This is a genomic window from Agrobacterium sp. CGMCC 11546, from assembly GCF_013365515.1.
Classification (GTDB): Bacteria; Pseudomonadota; Alphaproteobacteria; order Rhizobiales; family Rhizobiaceae; genus Agrobacterium; species Agrobacterium fabrum.
In genome coordinates this window covers 2,284,474-2,299,781 of sequence record NZ_CP047387.1, presented here as the reverse complement: position 1 = coordinate 2,299,781, position 15,308 = coordinate 2,284,474, and the positions used below count along the sequence as shown (strand labels likewise).

The window sequence follows — 15,308 nt, the reverse complement described above, 5'->3', positions numbered from 1 at the left end:
GGCAGCCTATCAGGCAGCCTTGTCTGCCGCCATCTTATCACCCCATCCGCTCGGAAGCATAGCTGCCGGGGCTCGGCGGGAAGACCACGGTGCGGTTACCGTTGATGAAGGTGCGGTGGTGGATATGGGCGTGGATGGCGCGGGCCAGCACCTGGCTTTCCACGTCGCGGCCGAGCGAGACATAGTCTTCTGCCGATTGTGCGTGGGTCACGCGCACCGTGTCCTGCTCGATGATCGGGCCTTCGTCGAGATCGCCGGTGACATAATGCGCCGTTGCACCGATCAGCTTCACGCCACGCTCATAGGCCTGCTTGTAGGGGTTGGCGCCCTTGAAGCTCGGCAGGAAGGAGTGGTGGATATTGATGATCTTGCCAGACATCTTGCGGCACATCTCGTCGGAAAGCACCTGCATGTAGCGGGCCAGCACGACGAGTTCCGTGCCGCTGGTCTCAATCAGGTCCATCAGCTGAGCTTCGGCCTTCGGCTTGTTCTCCTTCGTCACCTTGATGTGGTGGAAGGGGATGTCGTGATTGACTACCACTTTCTGGTAATCGAAATGGTTGGAAACGACGCCGACGATATCGATCGGCAACGCGCCGATCTTCCAGCGGTAGAGCAGGTCATTGAGGCAATGGCCGAAACGCGACACCATCAGCATGGCCTTCATGCGCTGGCCGTCCGGGTAGATATCCGATGCCATGCCGAATTTTTCCGATACCGGCTGAAAGCCTTCGGTGATGGCCTGAAGGGAGGCACCTTCTTCCGAAATAAAGGAGACGCGCATGAAGAATTTGCCGGTCTCGAGGTCGTCAAACTGCGAACTGTCGACGATGTTGCAGCCTTTTTCCGCCAGATAACCGGAAATCGCGGCGACGATACCGCGGGTCGATTTGCAGGCTACGGTCAGAACATAGGATGTCATGCGTTTTCCCCCAAAGACGTCGCGACGGCATCAAGCCGGCGCAGTTCGACGTGTTGCATAGCGCAGCTTGGTGACGGAGCAAAGAACAAAGCGCCAAGGCGACGTAGCCAAAGTCTTAGGGCGGGAAATTGCGGCGCGCCGTGCCGGAAACGACATGGAATGTTCCATGGCCAGCACGGCGCCACCGGCATATTGAAGGGGCGCGCTACAGGTCAGGCGCGGCGCAGGCGCATGGCCGTGCGGCCGCGGCTGTCGATGAGCTCCAGCGTAGCGCGACGCGGCTCCAGCCTGAAGGAGCGTGCGCCTTCCAGCGCCTCGATGAACTGCCGTTCCTGACGCATGATATCGGGCGCGCAGGCCATCTGGGTGGAAATCATCCGGCCGAAATCGACACGGTTGCGGCTGATCTTCACCTCGCCGCCGATGCCGTTGCAGCCGGCATTGGCGGAAACGCGGCCCTCGCGGGAAATTTCGAGCGTTGCCTGGCGGCGGCCGCGAACCCGCTCGCCGCGGATTTCCTGCACCAGCCAGCGTCCGTCGATGCTGGCTTCCGGCTCAGGCCTGCCCGGACCAGCGCCGACGCGCTCCAGCACGAGGTCGGTATTGTCGCGGCCGCCGGTCAGGACGGAGTAGCGCTGCGTGGTGGTGAAGAGCAGCCGGTCGCGGTCGCGGATTTCGGCGCTCAGCGCATAGGAGCGGCGGTCGCGGATGTCGCGGTCGTCATAACGTAGCACGAAGGGCACAGGCACCTGGCCGCGCGGGCGGATGGTGGTTTCGGCGATCGTCTGTGACGGCGCATCCGCCAGCGAAACATCGATCAGCCGCACCGTCACGGTTGCACCCGGCGGCAGGGCGATGCGTTCGCGATAGGAGACGCTGCCACGCAGGCTCGCAGGCGCGGCCGCCGCGCCGCCTGCGGCAAAAAGCGGGGCAAGCGCGAGGAGACCGGCGAAACTGCGGCGCGAAAAAAGAGGCTGGTGGTCGGTCATGATGCTTTGCTCCGTGCTGGGTCCGTTCGAATTTCAACGGATGATAGAAAACGGCACTGAACGGGCGATGAACCGTGGATATTTCGTCGCGTGCAGGTGGCGAGATCAAGAGCGGATGACGATGAGTGTAATCATGAAAGCCGATGCCAGCGCATCCCACCGCTCTCATTCCTGTGACAAGCACAGGAATGAGGGCAGGAGAGGCCGGGCAGCCTCTCCTCAGCTCTCAGCCGCGGAAACCGTCCCGCAGTTCTTCGAACTTCGCCAGTTGCCCGGCCAGCAGTTCCTTGTTCTCGTCGCGGCGGACGAAGATCTTGAACATGGCGCCGCCGGCGGCATTCATGAACCAGACGGAGCAGGAGCGGCGGCCGTGGAAGCCGCGATCGACGAAGGTGATCGCAGCGCAATTGTCCTTCTTGATGTGACCGCCAATGGGGCTGTCGCCGTGAATGTTGAACCAGCCGTGGCTTTCAGTGCTTTCCGGCAGGTGGCCCGGCACTTCCAGCACGATATCGCCGGTCTGCACGATCATCAGGATTTCGCCCCAGCCGCGCATCTCGTTCCAGATGGCGTCGAACCGGTCGGCCGGCGCGGAAACGGCGGCACCTTGCGGCAGGATCGCCAGAATTTCGGCCGGCGCCACCTCGGCCTTCGCGGCGATGGCCTCGACGATACCATCGGGTTTTTCGGCAAGGGCGGCGAGCGCACGGGCCTGCCTGTCGTCGTCGTTCTTCTGGGCTGCAATGCTCATCGGGTAGGCCTCAGGCGGCAATCGAATGGCGTTCGCCATTCTTGTCTTCATGGATGATGACGTCGAAACCTTCGAAATGCGGGCCGGAGAGATACTCCACCTTGCCGCGGTTCTCGCCGGCCTTGGCGTGGGCGGCGCGGAACTGTTCGGATTTCGTCCATGCGAGGAAATCGTCCTTGGTGGCCCAGACGGTGTGCGAGGCATAAAGCGTATGATCGTCCGCCTTCGGGCCCTTCAACATGTGGAATTCGATGTAGCCCGGCAATTCGCTCAGGTGCGATTTGCGCTCGCGCCAGATGGATTCGAAGGTTTCTTCATAACCCGGTACGACGCGAAAGCGGTTCATTGCGATAAACATGAAAGTCTCCCTTTAAGTTTCCAGTTTCAGTCAGGATATCGACCCAGGACGAGGTTGAAAAGGGGTTCGCGAAAAAGCAAACAAAAATACTCCACTTATCGATTGCGCGGTGTATAAACATGTGCAAATAACTCAAGATTAATGGCGCGGGTGAACCTGCGCCGGGTCGTGTTTCAGGATAATGTCATGTTCAATTCCCGCCTTCATTCCCTCGTTTTCGCCACCCTCGTGCCCGCCGCGATCGCATTTGCCGCGCCAGCTGCCATGGCATCGGACAAGGGTAATCCGGAGGCGAAACGCATCGTTGCGGTGGGCGGAACGGTGACGGAAATCCTTTATGCGCTGGGTGCACAGGACCGCATCGTGGCGCGTGACAGCACCAGCAGCTACCCGGCCGACGTTCTTGCCAAGCCTGACATCGGTTACATGCGGGCGCTCTCTTCGGAAGGCATCCTGTCGCAGAAGCCCGATCTCATTCTCTCAGAAGACGGCGCCGGCCCGGCGGATGTCATCTCCATCCTCAAGGCAAGTGCGGTGCCGTTCGTCACCGTCGATACGCCGCCGAGCGGCGATGCCATCCCCAAGAAGATCGAGGATGTCGGCGCGGCCGTCGGTCTTTCCGACAAGGCCAGGGCACTGGCTGCCGAAACCAAAGCCGGGCTCGATGCTCTCGCGAAGGATGTCGCCGCGGTGCCGGAAAAGGGCAGGAAACGTGTGCTCTTCGTGCTTTCCAGCGCCGGCGGTCGTGTGATGGCGGCGGGCAAGGATACCGAGGCGGCGGCGATCATCGCAATGGCCGGCGGCATCAATGCGGCCGAGGAGATTAACGGTTACAAGCCGCTGACGGATGAGGCGGTCATCGCCGCAGCGCCCGACGTGGTGCTGACCATGGCGCGCGGTGATCATGCCGGCAAGGCAGATGAGATTTTCGCGCTGCCGGCCTTCCAGTCCACGCCAGCCGCTGCCAGCAAGGCCCTCATCAGCATGGACGGGCTTTATCTCATTGGTTTCGGCCCGCGCACACCGGCCGCCGGCCGCGAACTGGCGCACAAGCTTTACCCTGACGTGGTGAAGCCGTGAGCCTTGCGGTCTTGAGTTCCACCGGGGGCGGTGTTGCAGGCGACAGGTCCCGTCAGGGGGCCGTCACCCTTGCCGTGCTTGTCGGCATCCTGCTGTTTGCCTGTGGCGTATCGCTGGTCAGCGGGCCCACCGGTGTCGGCATTTCCGAACTTTTTGCCTATCTCACCGGCGGTGCGGATCAGCTCGATGCGCGTGATAGGGTCATTCTCGAAGCCGTGCGTCTGCCGCGCACGGCACTCGGCATGTTGATCGGCGCAGGGCTAGGCGTCTCGGGCGCGATGATGCAGGGCCTGTTCCGCAATCCGCTGGCCGATCCGGGCATTGTCGGCGTCACCTCGGGGGCAGCACTGTTTGCGGTTGCGGCCATTTCGCTGGGGGAAGGCGCGCTTGCCGCGGTTGCCGTGTTTTTCGGCCCGCATTTCCTGCCGCTGATGGCGTTTTTCGGCGGGCTGCTGAACACCTGGGTTCTCTATGTAATCGCCACCAAGGACGGCGCGACCTCCACCACCACGCTTATTCTGGCCGGTATCGCGGTTGCGGCGATCAGCGGCGCGCTGACCGGGCTGATGATCTTCGTGGCCGATGACCGGGCGCTGCGTGACATCACCTTCTGGTCGCTCGGCTCGCTTGGCGGGGCAACCCCCGCCAAGGTGCTCGCCACCTTGCCCTTCATCATCGTCGTGCTTGCCATCATTCCCTTCGTCGCCCGCGGGTTGGATGCGCTGATCCTTGGGGATGCGGCTGCCTTTCATATGGGCATTCCGGTGCAGCGGCTGAAGCGGGTCGTCATTCTGGCGGTTGCCGCCGCCTGTGGGGCAAGCGTGGCTGCGGCCGGCTCCATCGGTTTTGTCGGCATCGTCGTGCCGCATCTGCTTCGCCTCGCCATTGGCCCGTCGCATCGTTCCCTGCTGCCGGCTTCGGCGCTTGGTGGCGCGGCGCTGCTATTGCTGGCCGACAGTTTCGCGCGCACGGTGGCGTCGCCGGCGGAACTGCCGATCGGCGTGGTGACCGCGCTCATCGGCGCGCCGGTCTTCCTGTTCCTGCTGCTTGGCCGCGGCGGGTTTTCCATGCGGAACATGCCATGATCCGGGCTGAAAACATCACTCTCATCCGATCCGGCTGTCGCCTGCTGGACGATGTCAGCGTCGATCTGAAACCGGGAAAGGTCAATGTCATCATCGGCCCGAACGGTGCCGGCAAATCCACGCTGATGAAGGTTCTTTCAGGCGAGATGCGGGCTGAAGGCGGTTCGGTGACCTACAATAATGTCGCCTTGCCGCAATTCACGCCCGTCCAGCTTGCCCGCCTGCGTGCGGTGCTGCCGCAGAATACCCAGCTTGCCTTTCCCTTCACCGCGCTTGAAATCGTGCGCATGGGTGCGGTAGCGCAGGGCTCGCGCGCACCGGAAGAACAGGCCCGACGGGCGCTTGCCCGGGCCGGGCTGCGGGGCTTCGAGCAGCGGTCCTACAATATGCTGTCCGGCGGCGAGCAGCAGCGCGTGCAGTTTGCCCGGGCGCTGGCGCAGGTGCCGAACCCGGTGGAAAATGGGCAGGCACGGGCGCTCTTCCTCGACGAGCCGACGGCCAGCCTCGATATCGGCCATCAGATCTCCGTGCTGGAAACGGCGCGCGATTTTGCCAGCGGGGGCGGTCTTGTGCTCGCCATCCTGCATGATCTCAACCTGGCGGCGGAATTTGCCGATCAACTTATCGTCATGCATGGCGGCCGGGTAACGGCGAGCGGACCTTCGCTGGACACGATCAGCGATGAGACGATCGCCCGGGTTTATGGCATTGGCGGCGTCGTCGGCCGGCTGCCGGCGCGGCATATTCCCTATGTGCTGCCGCAATCGCGGCATCGCTAGAGCATTTCCAGCCGAAGCGTTTTCGCTTCGGCGTCGGACAATGCGGCGAAAACAAGAGGATAGAGCCCGCCTTCAGCTTTCCGGCCGCGTGACGATGAAAAGCGCGGAACCGAGCATGACGGCGGCGACGATTGTCGCCCGCAACGGCGGCGGCTCGCTCAGAAACCAGAAGGCGGCATAACTCACCGTCATGGCCGAAAGTGCGGCGATCTTGGCCTTGCGGGCAATTGCGCCGCGCTCGCGCCAGCGACGAAGCGAGGGGCCGAACCTCGGATGAGCGAGAAGCCATGCCTCGAGCTTCGGCGAAGAGCGGGAAAAACACCACAGCGCCAGAAGCAGAAAGGGCGTGGTGGGCAAAACGGGAAGAAACGCGCCGACAATGCCGGTCGCGACCATCAGCCAGCCAAGACAGAGGTATAAAAGGCGCATGTCCAAGCCGGTATCATGAGTTCAGCACTCAGGATAGAGCGGCGGCGCCAAATCGATGTGGTCCCGTTGCCGCAGGTCCGGCCGCACCGGAAAAATCGGGGGAGTTCGCCATCACATTTGCCGTGATCAAGCCGTTACGCTTCGCCGCCGGGCGCCTTTAGGGTTGAAAGCGCGGCGCTCAATCCTTATTCCCTTGGGCCGCGATGCCCGGAGCATAACCGGGCCGCCAACAGGAAGAAGAAGGAAACACCATGGCCAAGCTGATCCACTCGATGGTCCGGGTGCTGGACGAAAGGCGTTCGGTGGAATTTTACAAGCAGGCTTTCGGGCTTGAGATCGCGGAACGCGCCGAGTTCGAGAATTTCACGCTGATCTATCTCAGCAATGCCGAGGGCGATTTCGAGCTGGAACTGACCGTCAACCGGGCTCGCGAAGTGCCCTATGCGCTGGGCGACGGTTATGGCCATCTCGCCGTCAGTGTTGCCGACGTGGACGCCGAACATCAGCGTTTCATCGAGATCGGGCTTACCCCCGGCAAGATCATCGAAGCCGATCATAAGGGCCAGCCTTTCGCAAAATACTTTTTCATCTGCGATCCGGATGGTTACAAGATCGAAGTGCTGCAGCGCGGCAACCGGTTCAAATAAGCTCTGATGGAGGCGGGCATGGCAGAGGCAGGCGTCAAACTCGAAGACAGCTGGAAGCACGTTCTCTCGGGCGAATTCGCCAGCCCCTACATGCAGAAGCTGAAAGAGTTCCTGCTTGCCGAAAAGACCGCCGGCAAGCGCATCTTTCCGAAGGGCGCGGAATATTTCCGCGCTCTCGACCTCACGCCTCTCGACGAGGTCAAGGTCGTCATTCTTGGCCAGGATCCCTATCATGGGCTCGGTCAGGCACACGGGCTCTGCTTTTCGGTGCAGCCCGGGGTGCGCATTCCGCCCTCGCTCGTCAATATCTACAAGGAATTGCAGAGCGACCTCGGCATTCGCCCGGTCAAGCACGGTTTTCTGGAAAGCTGGGCAAAACAGGGCGTGTTGCTGCTCAACAGCGTGCTGACGGTGGAAGAGGCGCGGGCCGCCTCGCATCAGGGGCAGGGCTGGGAAAAATTCACCGATGCGGTCATCCGCGCCGTGAACGACGAATGTGACCATGTGGTCTTCCTGCTCTGGGGCTCCTATGCCCAGAAGAAGGCGGCCTTCGTGGACCAGCGCAAACATCTCGTGCTGCGCTCGCCACACCCGTCACCCCTTTCAGCCCATAACGGTTTTTTCGGCAACGGCCATTTTTCCAAGGCCAACGCTTTCCTCGTTTCGCATGGCCGTGATCCGATCGACTGGCAATTGCCTGACGTGGTGGAAGGCGACAAAAACCTTCTTTAAATACTCATAAATACCTTTGCGCTTTGCCAGTCTCGGGGTTAAAGATAACCGGACTACTAAGTGAAGGATTATGCCCGTGTCTCTCCTGTCCGCAGAAACCTCCGTTTCGCTGCCCGACCCGCTGTCGATTGTTAATGCTTTCGAGGATCATTTCTCCGAGCATATGGAGATGGAGCGCGACGGATCGACGGTGCGGTTCAAGACGGAATACGGCCATGGTAGCTTCAGCGCCGAGGGTGGCCGTTTCGCTGCCCGGGTGAACTGCGTTTCCGAACATATATTGACGTCGGTCAAGGCCATGGTGGCCGAGCATATTGCGGAGTTTTCCGGCGAGGCGGGGCTGGATTTCCGCTGGAGCGGCCACGGCGCCGAGCAGCGTGAGCTGCCCAATCTTTTCCGCGGCAAGGTCGCGCGTGCCTATAATCTCACGCCGCATATGCGCCGGCTGGTCGTGTCAGTCGAAAGCGGCATCGACAGGCTGCTGACGGGCGGCATGCATGTACGACTGCTTTTGGTGCCGGATCAGGCCCGTACGCCGGTCTGGCCGTATCTCGCCCCCACCGGCGCGATCATCTGGCCGGAGGGTGACGATCTTCTGACGCGGCGGGTCTACACCATCCGTTCCGGCGATGTCGGCCGTGGTGAAGTCGATATCGATTTCGTCATGCATGAGGGTGACCATATGCCGGGCGCCACCTTCGGCGCGACAGCAAAGCCGGGCGATGTTGTCGGCATCGTCGGCCCAAGCGGTGTCTGCCCGGAAGCCGACCGTTACGTCTTTGCCGGGGACGAGACAGCGCTGCCGGTGATGCTGCGCATGGCAGCCGAAATGCCTGCCGGCAAGACGCTCAGCGTCTATGCCGAAATCGACGACGAGGCCGAGCGGCAGGAGGTGGTCTGCGCTGCCGATGTCGAATGGACATGGCTTTATCGTCGCGGCAAGCCTGCCGGCACCTCCGGCCTCATCGAAAAGGCGCTGCGCGAGCATGCGTGGAGTGCAGACCACGACGGTCTGCATGTCTTCGCAGCCTGCGAAAAATCCGAGGCGAGAGCGGTAAAATCCTTCCTGACCGACGAAATCGGCTTCCCGAAGGCATCCCTGCGTGCCGTGGGTTACTGGACCATGGGCGCTGCCGACGACCACTAGAATGGTCTGCGCGACTGGTTGAACAGTCGATTTTATTGTTCACCGATCGGGAACAATCCGTTCCTGTCGTCCACTCTATGCCTGAGGCGGCTCTTACCCCATCTTAACGCCATGAACAGGGCAGGCCCGATTGCGAGGCCTGCCGGCGAAAAGGGGTTTAATCATGCTCAACCAGATCAAGGGTCTGCACCACGTCACCTCGATGGCAGCCAGTGCGCGCCAGAACAATGGCTTTTTCACCGATACGCTCGGCCTGCGCCGTGTGAAGAAAACGGTCAACTTCGACGCGCCTGACGTCTATCACCTCTATTATGGCGATGAAGCCGGCACGCCCGGCTCCGTCATGACCTATTTTCCGTTCCCGCATATTGCCCGCGGCCGCCCCGGCACCGGGGAGGTGGGGACGACGCTGTTTTCCGTTCCGGAAGGATCGCTCGGCTACTGGCAGGACCGCCTTTCCAAGGCCGGCGTCGATGGCCTGAAATCGGATGACGCTTTCGGCAATAAGCGCCTGCATTTCGCGGGCCCAGACGGCGACGGTTTTGCGCTGGTCGAGGTCAGGGACGACACCCGCGCACAGTGGACCGGCAATGGCGTCGGCGAGGATCAGGCGATCCGTGGTTTTCAGGGTGCTTCGCTGCGGCTTCGCGACGAAGGCGCGACCACCGAACTCCTGAAATTCATGGGTTACGAGGAAGTGGACCGTCAGGACGGCGTTCTGCGTCTCGGTATGCCCGGCGGTAACGGTGCCGATGTCATCGATATCGAAACCATGCCGAATATATCAGGCGCAAGGCTGGGTGCCGGTTCCGTGCACCACATCGCTTTTGCGGTCGAAAACCGTGAAAAGCAGCTGGAAGTGCGCAAGGCGCTGATGGATACGGGTTACCAGGTGACGCCGGTCATCGACCGCGATTATTTTTGGGCGATCTATTTCCGCACGCCGGGCGGCGTGCTGTTCGAGGTGGCCACCAAGGAGCCCGGTTTCGACCGTGACGAAGATACCGCCCATCTCGGCGAAGCGCTGAAGCTGCCAAGCCAGCACGCGCATCTGCGTGCCGCGCTGGAAAAGCAGTTGGAACCGCTTGGGGATGAAAAGACGGTTTAATTGCCAGGGGACTTGGCCGCCCGTTTCTTCTCCCCGTTTGGGGAGAAGGTGGCCGGAAGGGTCGGATGAGGGGGCACCATTGCCGTATCTCACCACCCTTGCCCCTCATCCCGCTGCCGCGACCTTCTCTCCGGCGGGGAGAAGAAACAGGCGGCGCTCGCTCGCTCCATGAAATTGCTCCGCCTGCTGAAAAAGCGGTGCGGAAGCCGTTGAACCTTCTTCCTTTCAGAAAGGATACTCCCATGACCAAGGATAGCTATTTCCACAAATCCCGCGCCGGCGTTGCGGGCGCCCCGCTTTTCGTTCTGCTGCACGGCACGGGCGGCGATGAGAACCAGTTCTTCGATTTCGGCGCGCGTCTTTTGCCGCAGGCCACCATTCTCTCGCCGGTCGGCGATGTCTCCGAACATGGCGCGGCGCGGTTCTTCCGGCGCACGGGCGAGGGTGTTTACGACATGGTCGATCTTGAACGGGCAACCGGCAAGATGGCCGATTTCATCAAGGCGAACCGCGAGCATTATCAGGCCGGGTCGGTGATCGGCCTCGGTTTTTCCAACGGCGCGAATATACTCGCCAATGTGCTGATCGAACAGCCGGAGCTTTTTGATGCGGCGGTGCTGATGCATCCGCTCATTCCGTTCGAGCCGAAGATTTCCCCGGCAAAACCCACGCGCCGCGTGCTCATCACGGCTGGCGAGCGTGATCCGATCTGCCCGGTGCCGCTGACCAGGGCGCTGGAAGAGAGCCTGAAGGCCCAGGGTGGCACGGTGGAAACCGTGTGGCACCCGGGCGGGCATGAAATCCGCTCCGGTGAGATCGATGCGGTCAGGGGTTTTCTGGCGGCTTACGGGGGATAACGCACGCTGCTGGGGATTTCCTAGAGAAAGCGTCAGGGCGGGTAATTCCCGCCCTGCCTCAGCGATATCCACATTGCTGCAGCTGTGCCTCGTAACGCATCGCCATGTTGGCGGAGCGGCGGGCGGCCTTCTGGACGGCGGAATTGTTGCGCCAGCTGCCTTTCGCGTAACCGGCATGGCCGGAATAATAAGCGAGATAGAGATTATAGGGGTCGTTCAGCGCAATGCCGTTTTCGCGCCGGCTCTTGGCGTGGTACCAGCCGACGAAATGGATCGCATCGGTGAAATCGGTCCGGCTTGCCGACCATCGGCCGGTTTCACGCTGGTAAACACTCCATGTGCCATCAAGCGCCTGTGCATAACCATAGGCCGTCGACTGGCGTGTCCAGGGAATGAAGCCCAGGAGCTTGGTGCGCGGCGGCCGCGCATAGGGGCGGAAGGCGGATTCGGTGTAGATCGTCGCCATCATGACCGGCACGGGCACGCCGAATTCGCGCTCGGCCGCTTTTGCATCGCGCCGCCAGTTGTTGAAGATGCCGTTCCGCTGCTCGAAGATCGCACAGGCATTGGTGACCTGCGACGGTGCGGTGGCGCAGCCGGCGAGCACGAGCATCAGGAAAACAACGGCAAATACGCCACGCATAACGGAACCCTTTCGTTCCGCTATTCTTAAATTGCTAACCATTAACGCCCGGTTTTAAGACAAGGTTAATTCAAATGCCCCAGATCGGGCGGCCGTTAACCCGATGAAAATTCCTGTGTCCGGGATGGGGCGAAACCCTGCGCCACGCATCTCTTTCTCGCCTTTTTTTAAATTTGTTGATCCCCGTGCGTCCCCGCTACCGCCGGGTGCGGTAGACTCCTCTCCATCCCGGTCATCGAGCGTGCGCGCGGCGCAAGGTGGGCGGGGCAGGCGGCCGAGACCGGGGAGTTTCCCAATGTCACGGTTGAGGCGGCCGGCATGTGTCCATCCTTCAAACAGGAACCGGTTTGGCGGGTGTGTCACAGGCTGAAATGTCGGAGCCGGGGCCGCATCGTCTGCAAAACCCTGCACTACCACCTTATACCCCCGCAGCGATGCGGCCCCATCATCGTTTCCAACGTTGCCCGGAATCCGTGGCGACGGTGCTCGCGCATATTCGAAAAAAAGCATCCGCTGTCCAAAAATGAAAACTGATAAAATTGTAGCAATCGGCTTAAAGCGGCTGAAAACAGTGGTGTGCCATTGTGGGATCACAGACAGGGAGTGGCCTTTGAAGAGGCGCTGCGGAAACGAAATCGAGACCGGCACAAGCCGGCGGATCGCAAACGGGGTATGAAATGTTGAAGAAGATTATTGCTGCCGCCATCTGCGGAATTGCCATTGCTTCCATGTCCACCCATGCCGATGCGGCGGGTGCTGCCGGTTTTGCTCGCGCTTTCGCCGCCGTCGAAAAGTCCGCCGTGACTGCGATCGGTATTTCCGCACCCGGGGGTTTTGATGGCTGCGTTCTTGCCGCCGGCCAGTGTGTTTCAACTATTGCCGCGCCGCTGACGGTCGAGCGCCGTGAGGAACTACTGCGCGTCAACCGCGATGTGAACGCCACCATGGGCGCGCTTGATGATTATGTTTCCGGTTTTGCAACCGATCTTCCGGCAACGCCATCCGTAAGTCTTGGTGATTGCGGTGACTGCGCGGCGATCAAGCGCACGGCCCTTGCCGGTGCCGGCTGGTCTTCCAACGCGCTGCGGCTTGCCTTTGCACTCAAGGGTGACGGATCACTCGAAAAAGTGCTGATCGTTACCACCGACAAGGGCGATATCGTCCTTGGCAATGCAACCTTTTCTCCGGCCAGCCGCGAAACCGCGCTCTGACCTTCCCTTCGGGCACCGGACAAGATTTTCGATTCGATGCCCCACCCATTCATGCCTGCCAGACTGCGCCGGTTTTCCTGATCCTCGTTGGTTCAGGAAGCCGGCGATTTTTTTCGTTCGGCCACGGCAATGCCGGCAAGCGCCATGAACAGCGCCGCGATCTGATAGGTGTGCAGCGTTTCGCTGAGCACGAAGACCGAAAGCAGCGTGCCGAAGACCGGCACGAGATTGATGAAGAGGCCGGCGCGGTTGGCGCCGATCTGCTCCACGCCCTTGATATAGAGGATCTGCGCGATGAGCGACGCGAAGATACCGGCATAGACGACCAGCATCCAGCCCTTCTGGTCCGGCCAGATCAGGCTTTCGCGCGACATTTCAAAAAAGACCAGCGGCACCGAGGTGAGAAGGGCGAAAAAGGCGGGGATCGCCATCAGCGTGCGCCAGTCCACAGCTGGTTTCCAGCGCAGGATGACGGTGTAGATGGCATAGACCAGCACGGCGAGCAGCATGACGGCGTCGCCGACATTCATTTCCAGCTGCAGCAGCGAGAGAGGATCACCATGCGAGGCGAGCAGCGCCACGCCTGAAACGGTGAGGCAGAAACCGGCGATCTGGCCGAACAGCACGCGGGTGCGGAACAGGACAAAGTTCAGGACGAAGATGACCATGGGAATGCCGGCCTGGATGACGGCGGCATTGATGGCCGAGGTGTGCTGCAGCGCCGTGTAGAGAAACACGTTGAAGGCGGTGTAACCAACACTGCCGAGCACGAAGAAATAGGGCAGGCGCTGTTTCACCACCGGCCAGTCCTTGATGAGCTGCGGCACGGAAATGGCGAAGATGATGGCGACGGCAAGAACCCAGCGCAGGAAGGTGAAGGCCATGGGGCTGATGTGGCCAACGGCGAGCTTGCCGGCAACGGTGTTGCCACCCCAGCAGAGCGTGGCGATGATGAGGGCGAGATAGGCTTTCGAAGGCACGCTGATGTTTCGCTTCTTCATGGGGCGGGAAAAATGGCAGGGGGTGAACCGCGGCCTTGCGCCCGCGCCTGTCCCCCACGGGGCGAGATAATGCGGGAAATCCGCGCCTTGTCACGGAAAAAGCAAATTTCTCCATAAGAAACAGGGTCGCTTTCCGTAAAACAACGCAGTATACATTCGCGGGTTTGGGTTTCCCATCGGGTTATCGGGCGCGCAAGCGCCATGAGCAGGAAAGCAAGAAATGACGAATGTTGTGGTGGTCGGCTCGCAATGGGGCGACGAAGGCAAAGGCAAGATTGTCGACTGGCTGTCCGAGCGGGCAGATGTCGTCGTGCGATATCAAGGCGGCCATAATGCCGGCCATACGCTTGTCATCGATGGCATCAGCTACAAGCTTTCGCTTCTGCCGTCCGGCGTCGTGCGTCCCGGCAAGCTCGCCGTCATCGGCAATGGCGTCGTGGTCGATCCGCATGCGCTGATTGCTGAAATCGGCCGTCTGGAAGTGCAGGGCGTCAAGGTCACGCCGGAAAACCTGCGCATCGCCGACAATGCCACGCTCATTCTTTCCCTGCACCGCGAACTGGATGGCATGCGCGAAGACGCCGCCTCCAACAGCGGCACCAAGATTGGCACCACCCGTCGCGGCATCGGCCCGGCTTACGAAGACAAGGTTGGCCGCCGCGCCATCCGCGTTATGGATCTCGCCGACATGGAGGCGCTCTCCGCCAAGGTCGATCGCATCCTGACGCATCACAATGCACTTCGCCGTGGTTTCGGCGCGACCGAAGTGTCGCATGAAACCATCATGGAAGAGCTGGGCTCGATTGCCGAGCGCATCCTGCCGTTCAGCGAAACCGTCTGGCTGCTGCTCGACAAGAAGCGCCGCGCCGGTGCGCGCATCCTGTTTGAGGGCGCTCAAGGCTCGCTGCTTGATATCGACCACGGCACTTACCCTTACGTGACCTCGTCCAACACGGTTGCCGGTCAGGCCGCTGCCGGTTCGGGCATGGGTCCGGGATCGCTCGGTTATATTCTCGGCATCACCAAGGCTTACACCACCCGCGTGGGCGAAGGCCCGTTCCCGACCGAGCTGCATGACGAAATCGGCCAGTTCCTCGGTGAAAAGGGTCATGAATTCGGCACCGTCACCGGTCGCAAACGCCGCTGCGGCTGGTTCGACGCCGCGCTGGTGCGCCAGTCGGTCGCCACCAACGGTATTACCGGCATCGCGCTGACCAAGCTTGACGTTCTCGACGGTCTCGACGAGCTGAAAATCTGCGTCGGCTACAAGCTTGACGGGGAGGAAATCGATCATCTTCCGGCAAGCCAGGGTGCGCAGGCTCGTGTTGAGCCTATCTATGTCACGCTGGAAGGCTGGAAAGAATCTACCGTCGGTGCCCGAAAATGGGCGGATTTGCCTGCTCAGGCAATCAAATATGTCCGTCAGGTCGAAGAGCTGATCGGGGCGCCTGTCGCGCTTCTGTCGACAAGTCCGGAGCGTGACGACACCATACTTGTGACTGATCCGTTTGAGGACTAATGTCCTCGGCGATCTAGATTCATAAACCATATCGGGCCGGTACGTCGCCG

At 61.2% G+C, this 15,308-nt stretch carries 17 protein-coding genes; 10 read left to right on the top strand and 7 right to left on the bottom strand.

From position 1 onward, the window contains the following. Positions 1 to 37: 37 nt before the first annotated feature. The 4 genes from purU to GSF67_RS11500 form a co-directional block, all read right to left on the bottom strand. Positions 38 to 922: a formyltetrahydrofolate deformylase gene (purU, locus tag GSF67_RS11515; protein ID WP_010972343.1), complete on the bottom strand. Its 885-nt coding sequence runs from the start codon at positions 920 to 922 to the stop codon at positions 38 to 40. A gap of 212 nt (positions 923 to 1,134) precedes the next feature. Then, positions 1,135 to 1,911, bottom strand: coding sequence for a YbaY family lipoprotein (locus GSF67_RS11510; RefSeq protein ID WP_006314962.1), 777 nt, complete (start codon positions 1,909 to 1,911; stop codon positions 1,135 to 1,137). Positions 1,912 to 2,137: 226 nt separating this feature from the next. Then, positions 2,138 to 2,662: a heme utilization cystosolic carrier protein HutX gene (hutX, locus tag GSF67_RS11505; protein ID WP_006314961.1), complete on the bottom strand. Its 525-nt coding sequence runs from the start codon at positions 2,660 to 2,662 to the stop codon at positions 2,138 to 2,140. A 10-nt stretch (positions 2,663 to 2,672) separates the two neighbouring features. Next, positions 2,673 to 3,020: an antibiotic biosynthesis monooxygenase gene (locus GSF67_RS11500; RefSeq protein ID WP_006314959.1), complete on the bottom strand. Its 348-nt coding sequence runs from the start codon at positions 3,018 to 3,020 to the stop codon at positions 2,673 to 2,675. Between the two features lie 186 nt (positions 3,021 to 3,206). Between GSF67_RS11500 and GSF67_RS11495 the strand changes: the two genes are divergently transcribed. Genes GSF67_RS11495 through GSF67_RS11485 form a run of 3 tightly spaced genes read left to right on the top strand, consistent with a single transcriptional unit; the run spans position 3,207 to position 5,964 of the window. Beyond that, positions 3,207 to 4,100 carry a hemin ABC transporter substrate-binding protein gene (locus GSF67_RS11495; RefSeq protein ID WP_010972341.1) on the top strand — a complete coding sequence of 298 codons (894 nt, stop codon included), beginning with the start codon at positions 3,207 to 3,209 and terminating at the stop codon, positions 4,098 to 4,100. Beyond that, positions 4,097 to 5,185 carry an iron ABC transporter permease gene (locus GSF67_RS11490; RefSeq protein ID WP_006314955.1) on the top strand — a complete coding sequence of 363 codons (1,089 nt, stop codon included), beginning with the start codon at positions 4,097 to 4,099 and terminating at the stop codon, positions 5,183 to 5,185. Before GSF67_RS11495 ends, GSF67_RS11490 begins: the two co-directional genes overlap by 4 nt. Next, the gene (locus GSF67_RS11485; RefSeq protein WP_006314953.1) at positions 5,182 to 5,964 is read left to right on the top strand and encodes a heme ABC transporter ATP-binding protein; all 783 of its coding nucleotides are present in this window, start codon (positions 5,182 to 5,184) and stop codon (positions 5,962 to 5,964) included. The genes GSF67_RS11490 and GSF67_RS11485 overlap by 4 nt, the downstream gene beginning before the upstream one ends. 72 nt (positions 5,965 to 6,036) lie before the next feature. Here GSF67_RS11485 and GSF67_RS11480 read toward each other — a convergent pair whose 3' ends face one another. Further along, positions 6,037 to 6,393, bottom strand: coding sequence for a YbaN family protein (locus tag GSF67_RS11480; protein WP_006314952.1), 357 nt, complete (start codon positions 6,391 to 6,393; stop codon positions 6,037 to 6,039). 251 nt (positions 6,394 to 6,644) lie between these two features. Between GSF67_RS11480 and GSF67_RS11475 the strand changes: the two genes are divergently transcribed. The 5 genes from GSF67_RS11475 to GSF67_RS11455 all read left to right on the top strand — a co-directional run bounded on the left by GSF67_RS11475 (position 6,645) and on the right by GSF67_RS11455 (position 10,884). Then, entirely contained in the window at positions 6,645 to 7,040 is a 396-nt protein-coding gene (locus GSF67_RS11475; RefSeq protein ID WP_006314951.1) for a VOC family protein, read from the top strand. 18 nt (positions 7,041 to 7,058) lie between these two features. Beyond that, complete coding sequence (ung, locus tag GSF67_RS11470; protein WP_010972337.1) at positions 7,059 to 7,772, top strand: uracil-DNA glycosylase; 714 nt, start codon at positions 7,059 to 7,061, stop codon at positions 7,770 to 7,772. 70 nt (positions 7,773 to 7,842) lie between these two features. After that, positions 7,843 to 8,919 carry a siderophore-interacting protein gene (locus tag GSF67_RS11465; RefSeq protein ID WP_006314942.1) on the top strand — a complete coding sequence of 359 codons (1,077 nt, stop codon included), beginning with the start codon at positions 7,843 to 7,845 and terminating at the stop codon, positions 8,917 to 8,919. 163 nt (positions 8,920 to 9,082) lie between these two features. Then, complete coding sequence (locus GSF67_RS11460) at positions 9,083 to 10,027, top strand: VOC family protein (protein WP_006314940.1); 945 nt, start codon at positions 9,083 to 9,085, stop codon at positions 10,025 to 10,027. A 242-nt stretch (positions 10,028 to 10,269) separates the two neighbouring features. After that, the gene (locus GSF67_RS11455) at positions 10,270 to 10,884 is read left to right on the top strand and encodes an alpha/beta hydrolase (protein WP_006314938.1); all 615 of its coding nucleotides are present in this window, start codon (positions 10,270 to 10,272) and stop codon (positions 10,882 to 10,884) included. A 58-nt stretch (positions 10,885 to 10,942) separates the two neighbouring features. On the opposite strand, the gene GSF67_RS11450 is transcribed toward GSF67_RS11455, so the two are convergent. Beyond that, complete coding sequence (locus tag GSF67_RS11450) at positions 10,943 to 11,527, bottom strand: transglycosylase SLT domain-containing protein (protein ID WP_006314933.1); 585 nt, start codon at positions 11,525 to 11,527, stop codon at positions 10,943 to 10,945. A 677-nt stretch (positions 11,528 to 12,204) separates the two neighbouring features. Between GSF67_RS11450 and GSF67_RS11445 the strand changes: the two genes are divergently transcribed. Then, complete coding sequence (locus tag GSF67_RS11445) at positions 12,205 to 12,738, top strand: transglutaminase-like cysteine peptidase (RefSeq protein WP_006314932.1); 534 nt, start codon at positions 12,205 to 12,207, stop codon at positions 12,736 to 12,738. Positions 12,739 to 12,830: 92 nt separating this feature from the next. Here the strand turns inward: GSF67_RS11445 and GSF67_RS11440 are convergent, their stop codons facing one another. After that, a complete protein-coding gene (locus tag GSF67_RS11440; RefSeq protein WP_035216188.1) occupies positions 12,831 to 13,718 on the bottom strand; it encodes a DMT family transporter in 888 nt (295 codons plus the stop codon). Between the two features lie 241 nt (positions 13,719 to 13,959). Here GSF67_RS11440 and GSF67_RS11435 point away from each other — a divergent pair, with 241 nt between their 5' ends. After that, positions 13,960 to 15,258 (top strand): adenylosuccinate synthase, encoded by a 1,299-nt coding sequence (locus GSF67_RS11435; RefSeq protein ID WP_006314930.1) that lies wholly within the window; start codon positions 13,960 to 13,962, stop codon positions 15,256 to 15,258. Positions 15,259 to 15,308: the final 50 nt, after the last annotated feature.

Coding starts and splice junctions, on each gene's coding strand:
- GSF67_RS11480 (WP_006314952.1), bottom strand. CDS start 6,393: ATGCGCCTTTTATACCTCTGTCTTGGCTGGCTGATGGTCGCGACCGGC.
- GSF67_RS11510 (WP_006314962.1), bottom strand. CDS start 1,911: ATGACCGACCACCAGCCTCTTTTTTCGCGCCGCAGTTTCGCCGGTCTC.
- ung (WP_010972337.1), top strand. CDS start 7,059: ATGGCAGAGGCAGGCGTCAAACTCGAAGACAGCTGGAAGCACGTTCTC.
- GSF67_RS11465 (WP_006314942.1), top strand. CDS start 7,843: ATGCCCGTGTCTCTCCTGTCCGCAGAAACCTCCGTTTCGCTGCCCGAC.
- GSF67_RS11460 (WP_006314940.1), top strand. CDS start 9,083: ATGCTCAACCAGATCAAGGGTCTGCACCACGTCACCTCGATGGCAGCC.
- GSF67_RS11500 (WP_006314959.1), bottom strand. CDS start 3,020: ATGTTTATCGCAATGAACCGCTTTCGCGTCGTACCGGGTTATGAAGAA.
- GSF67_RS11495 (WP_010972341.1), top strand. CDS start 3,207: ATGTTCAATTCCCGCCTTCATTCCCTCGTTTTCGCCACCCTCGTGCCC.
- GSF67_RS11435 (WP_006314930.1), top strand. CDS start 13,960: ATGACGAATGTTGTGGTGGTCGGCTCGCAATGGGGCGACGAAGGCAAA.
- hutX (WP_006314961.1), bottom strand. CDS start 2,662: ATGAGCATTGCAGCCCAGAAGAACGACGACGACAGGCAGGCCCGTGCG.
- GSF67_RS11455 (WP_006314938.1), top strand. CDS start 10,270: ATGACCAAGGATAGCTATTTCCACAAATCCCGCGCCGGCGTTGCGGGC.
- GSF67_RS11485 (WP_006314953.1), top strand. CDS start 5,182: ATGATCCGGGCTGAAAACATCACTCTCATCCGATCCGGCTGTCGCCTG.
- GSF67_RS11445 (WP_006314932.1), top strand. CDS start 12,205: ATGTTGAAGAAGATTATTGCTGCCGCCATCTGCGGAATTGCCATTGCT.
- purU (WP_010972343.1), bottom strand. CDS start 922: ATGACATCCTATGTTCTGACCGTAGCCTGCAAATCGACCCGCGGTATC.
- GSF67_RS11450 (WP_006314933.1), bottom strand. CDS start 11,527: ATGCGTGGCGTATTTGCCGTTGTTTTCCTGATGCTCGTGCTCGCCGGC.
- GSF67_RS11475 (WP_006314951.1), top strand. CDS start 6,645: ATGGCCAAGCTGATCCACTCGATGGTCCGGGTGCTGGACGAAAGGCGT.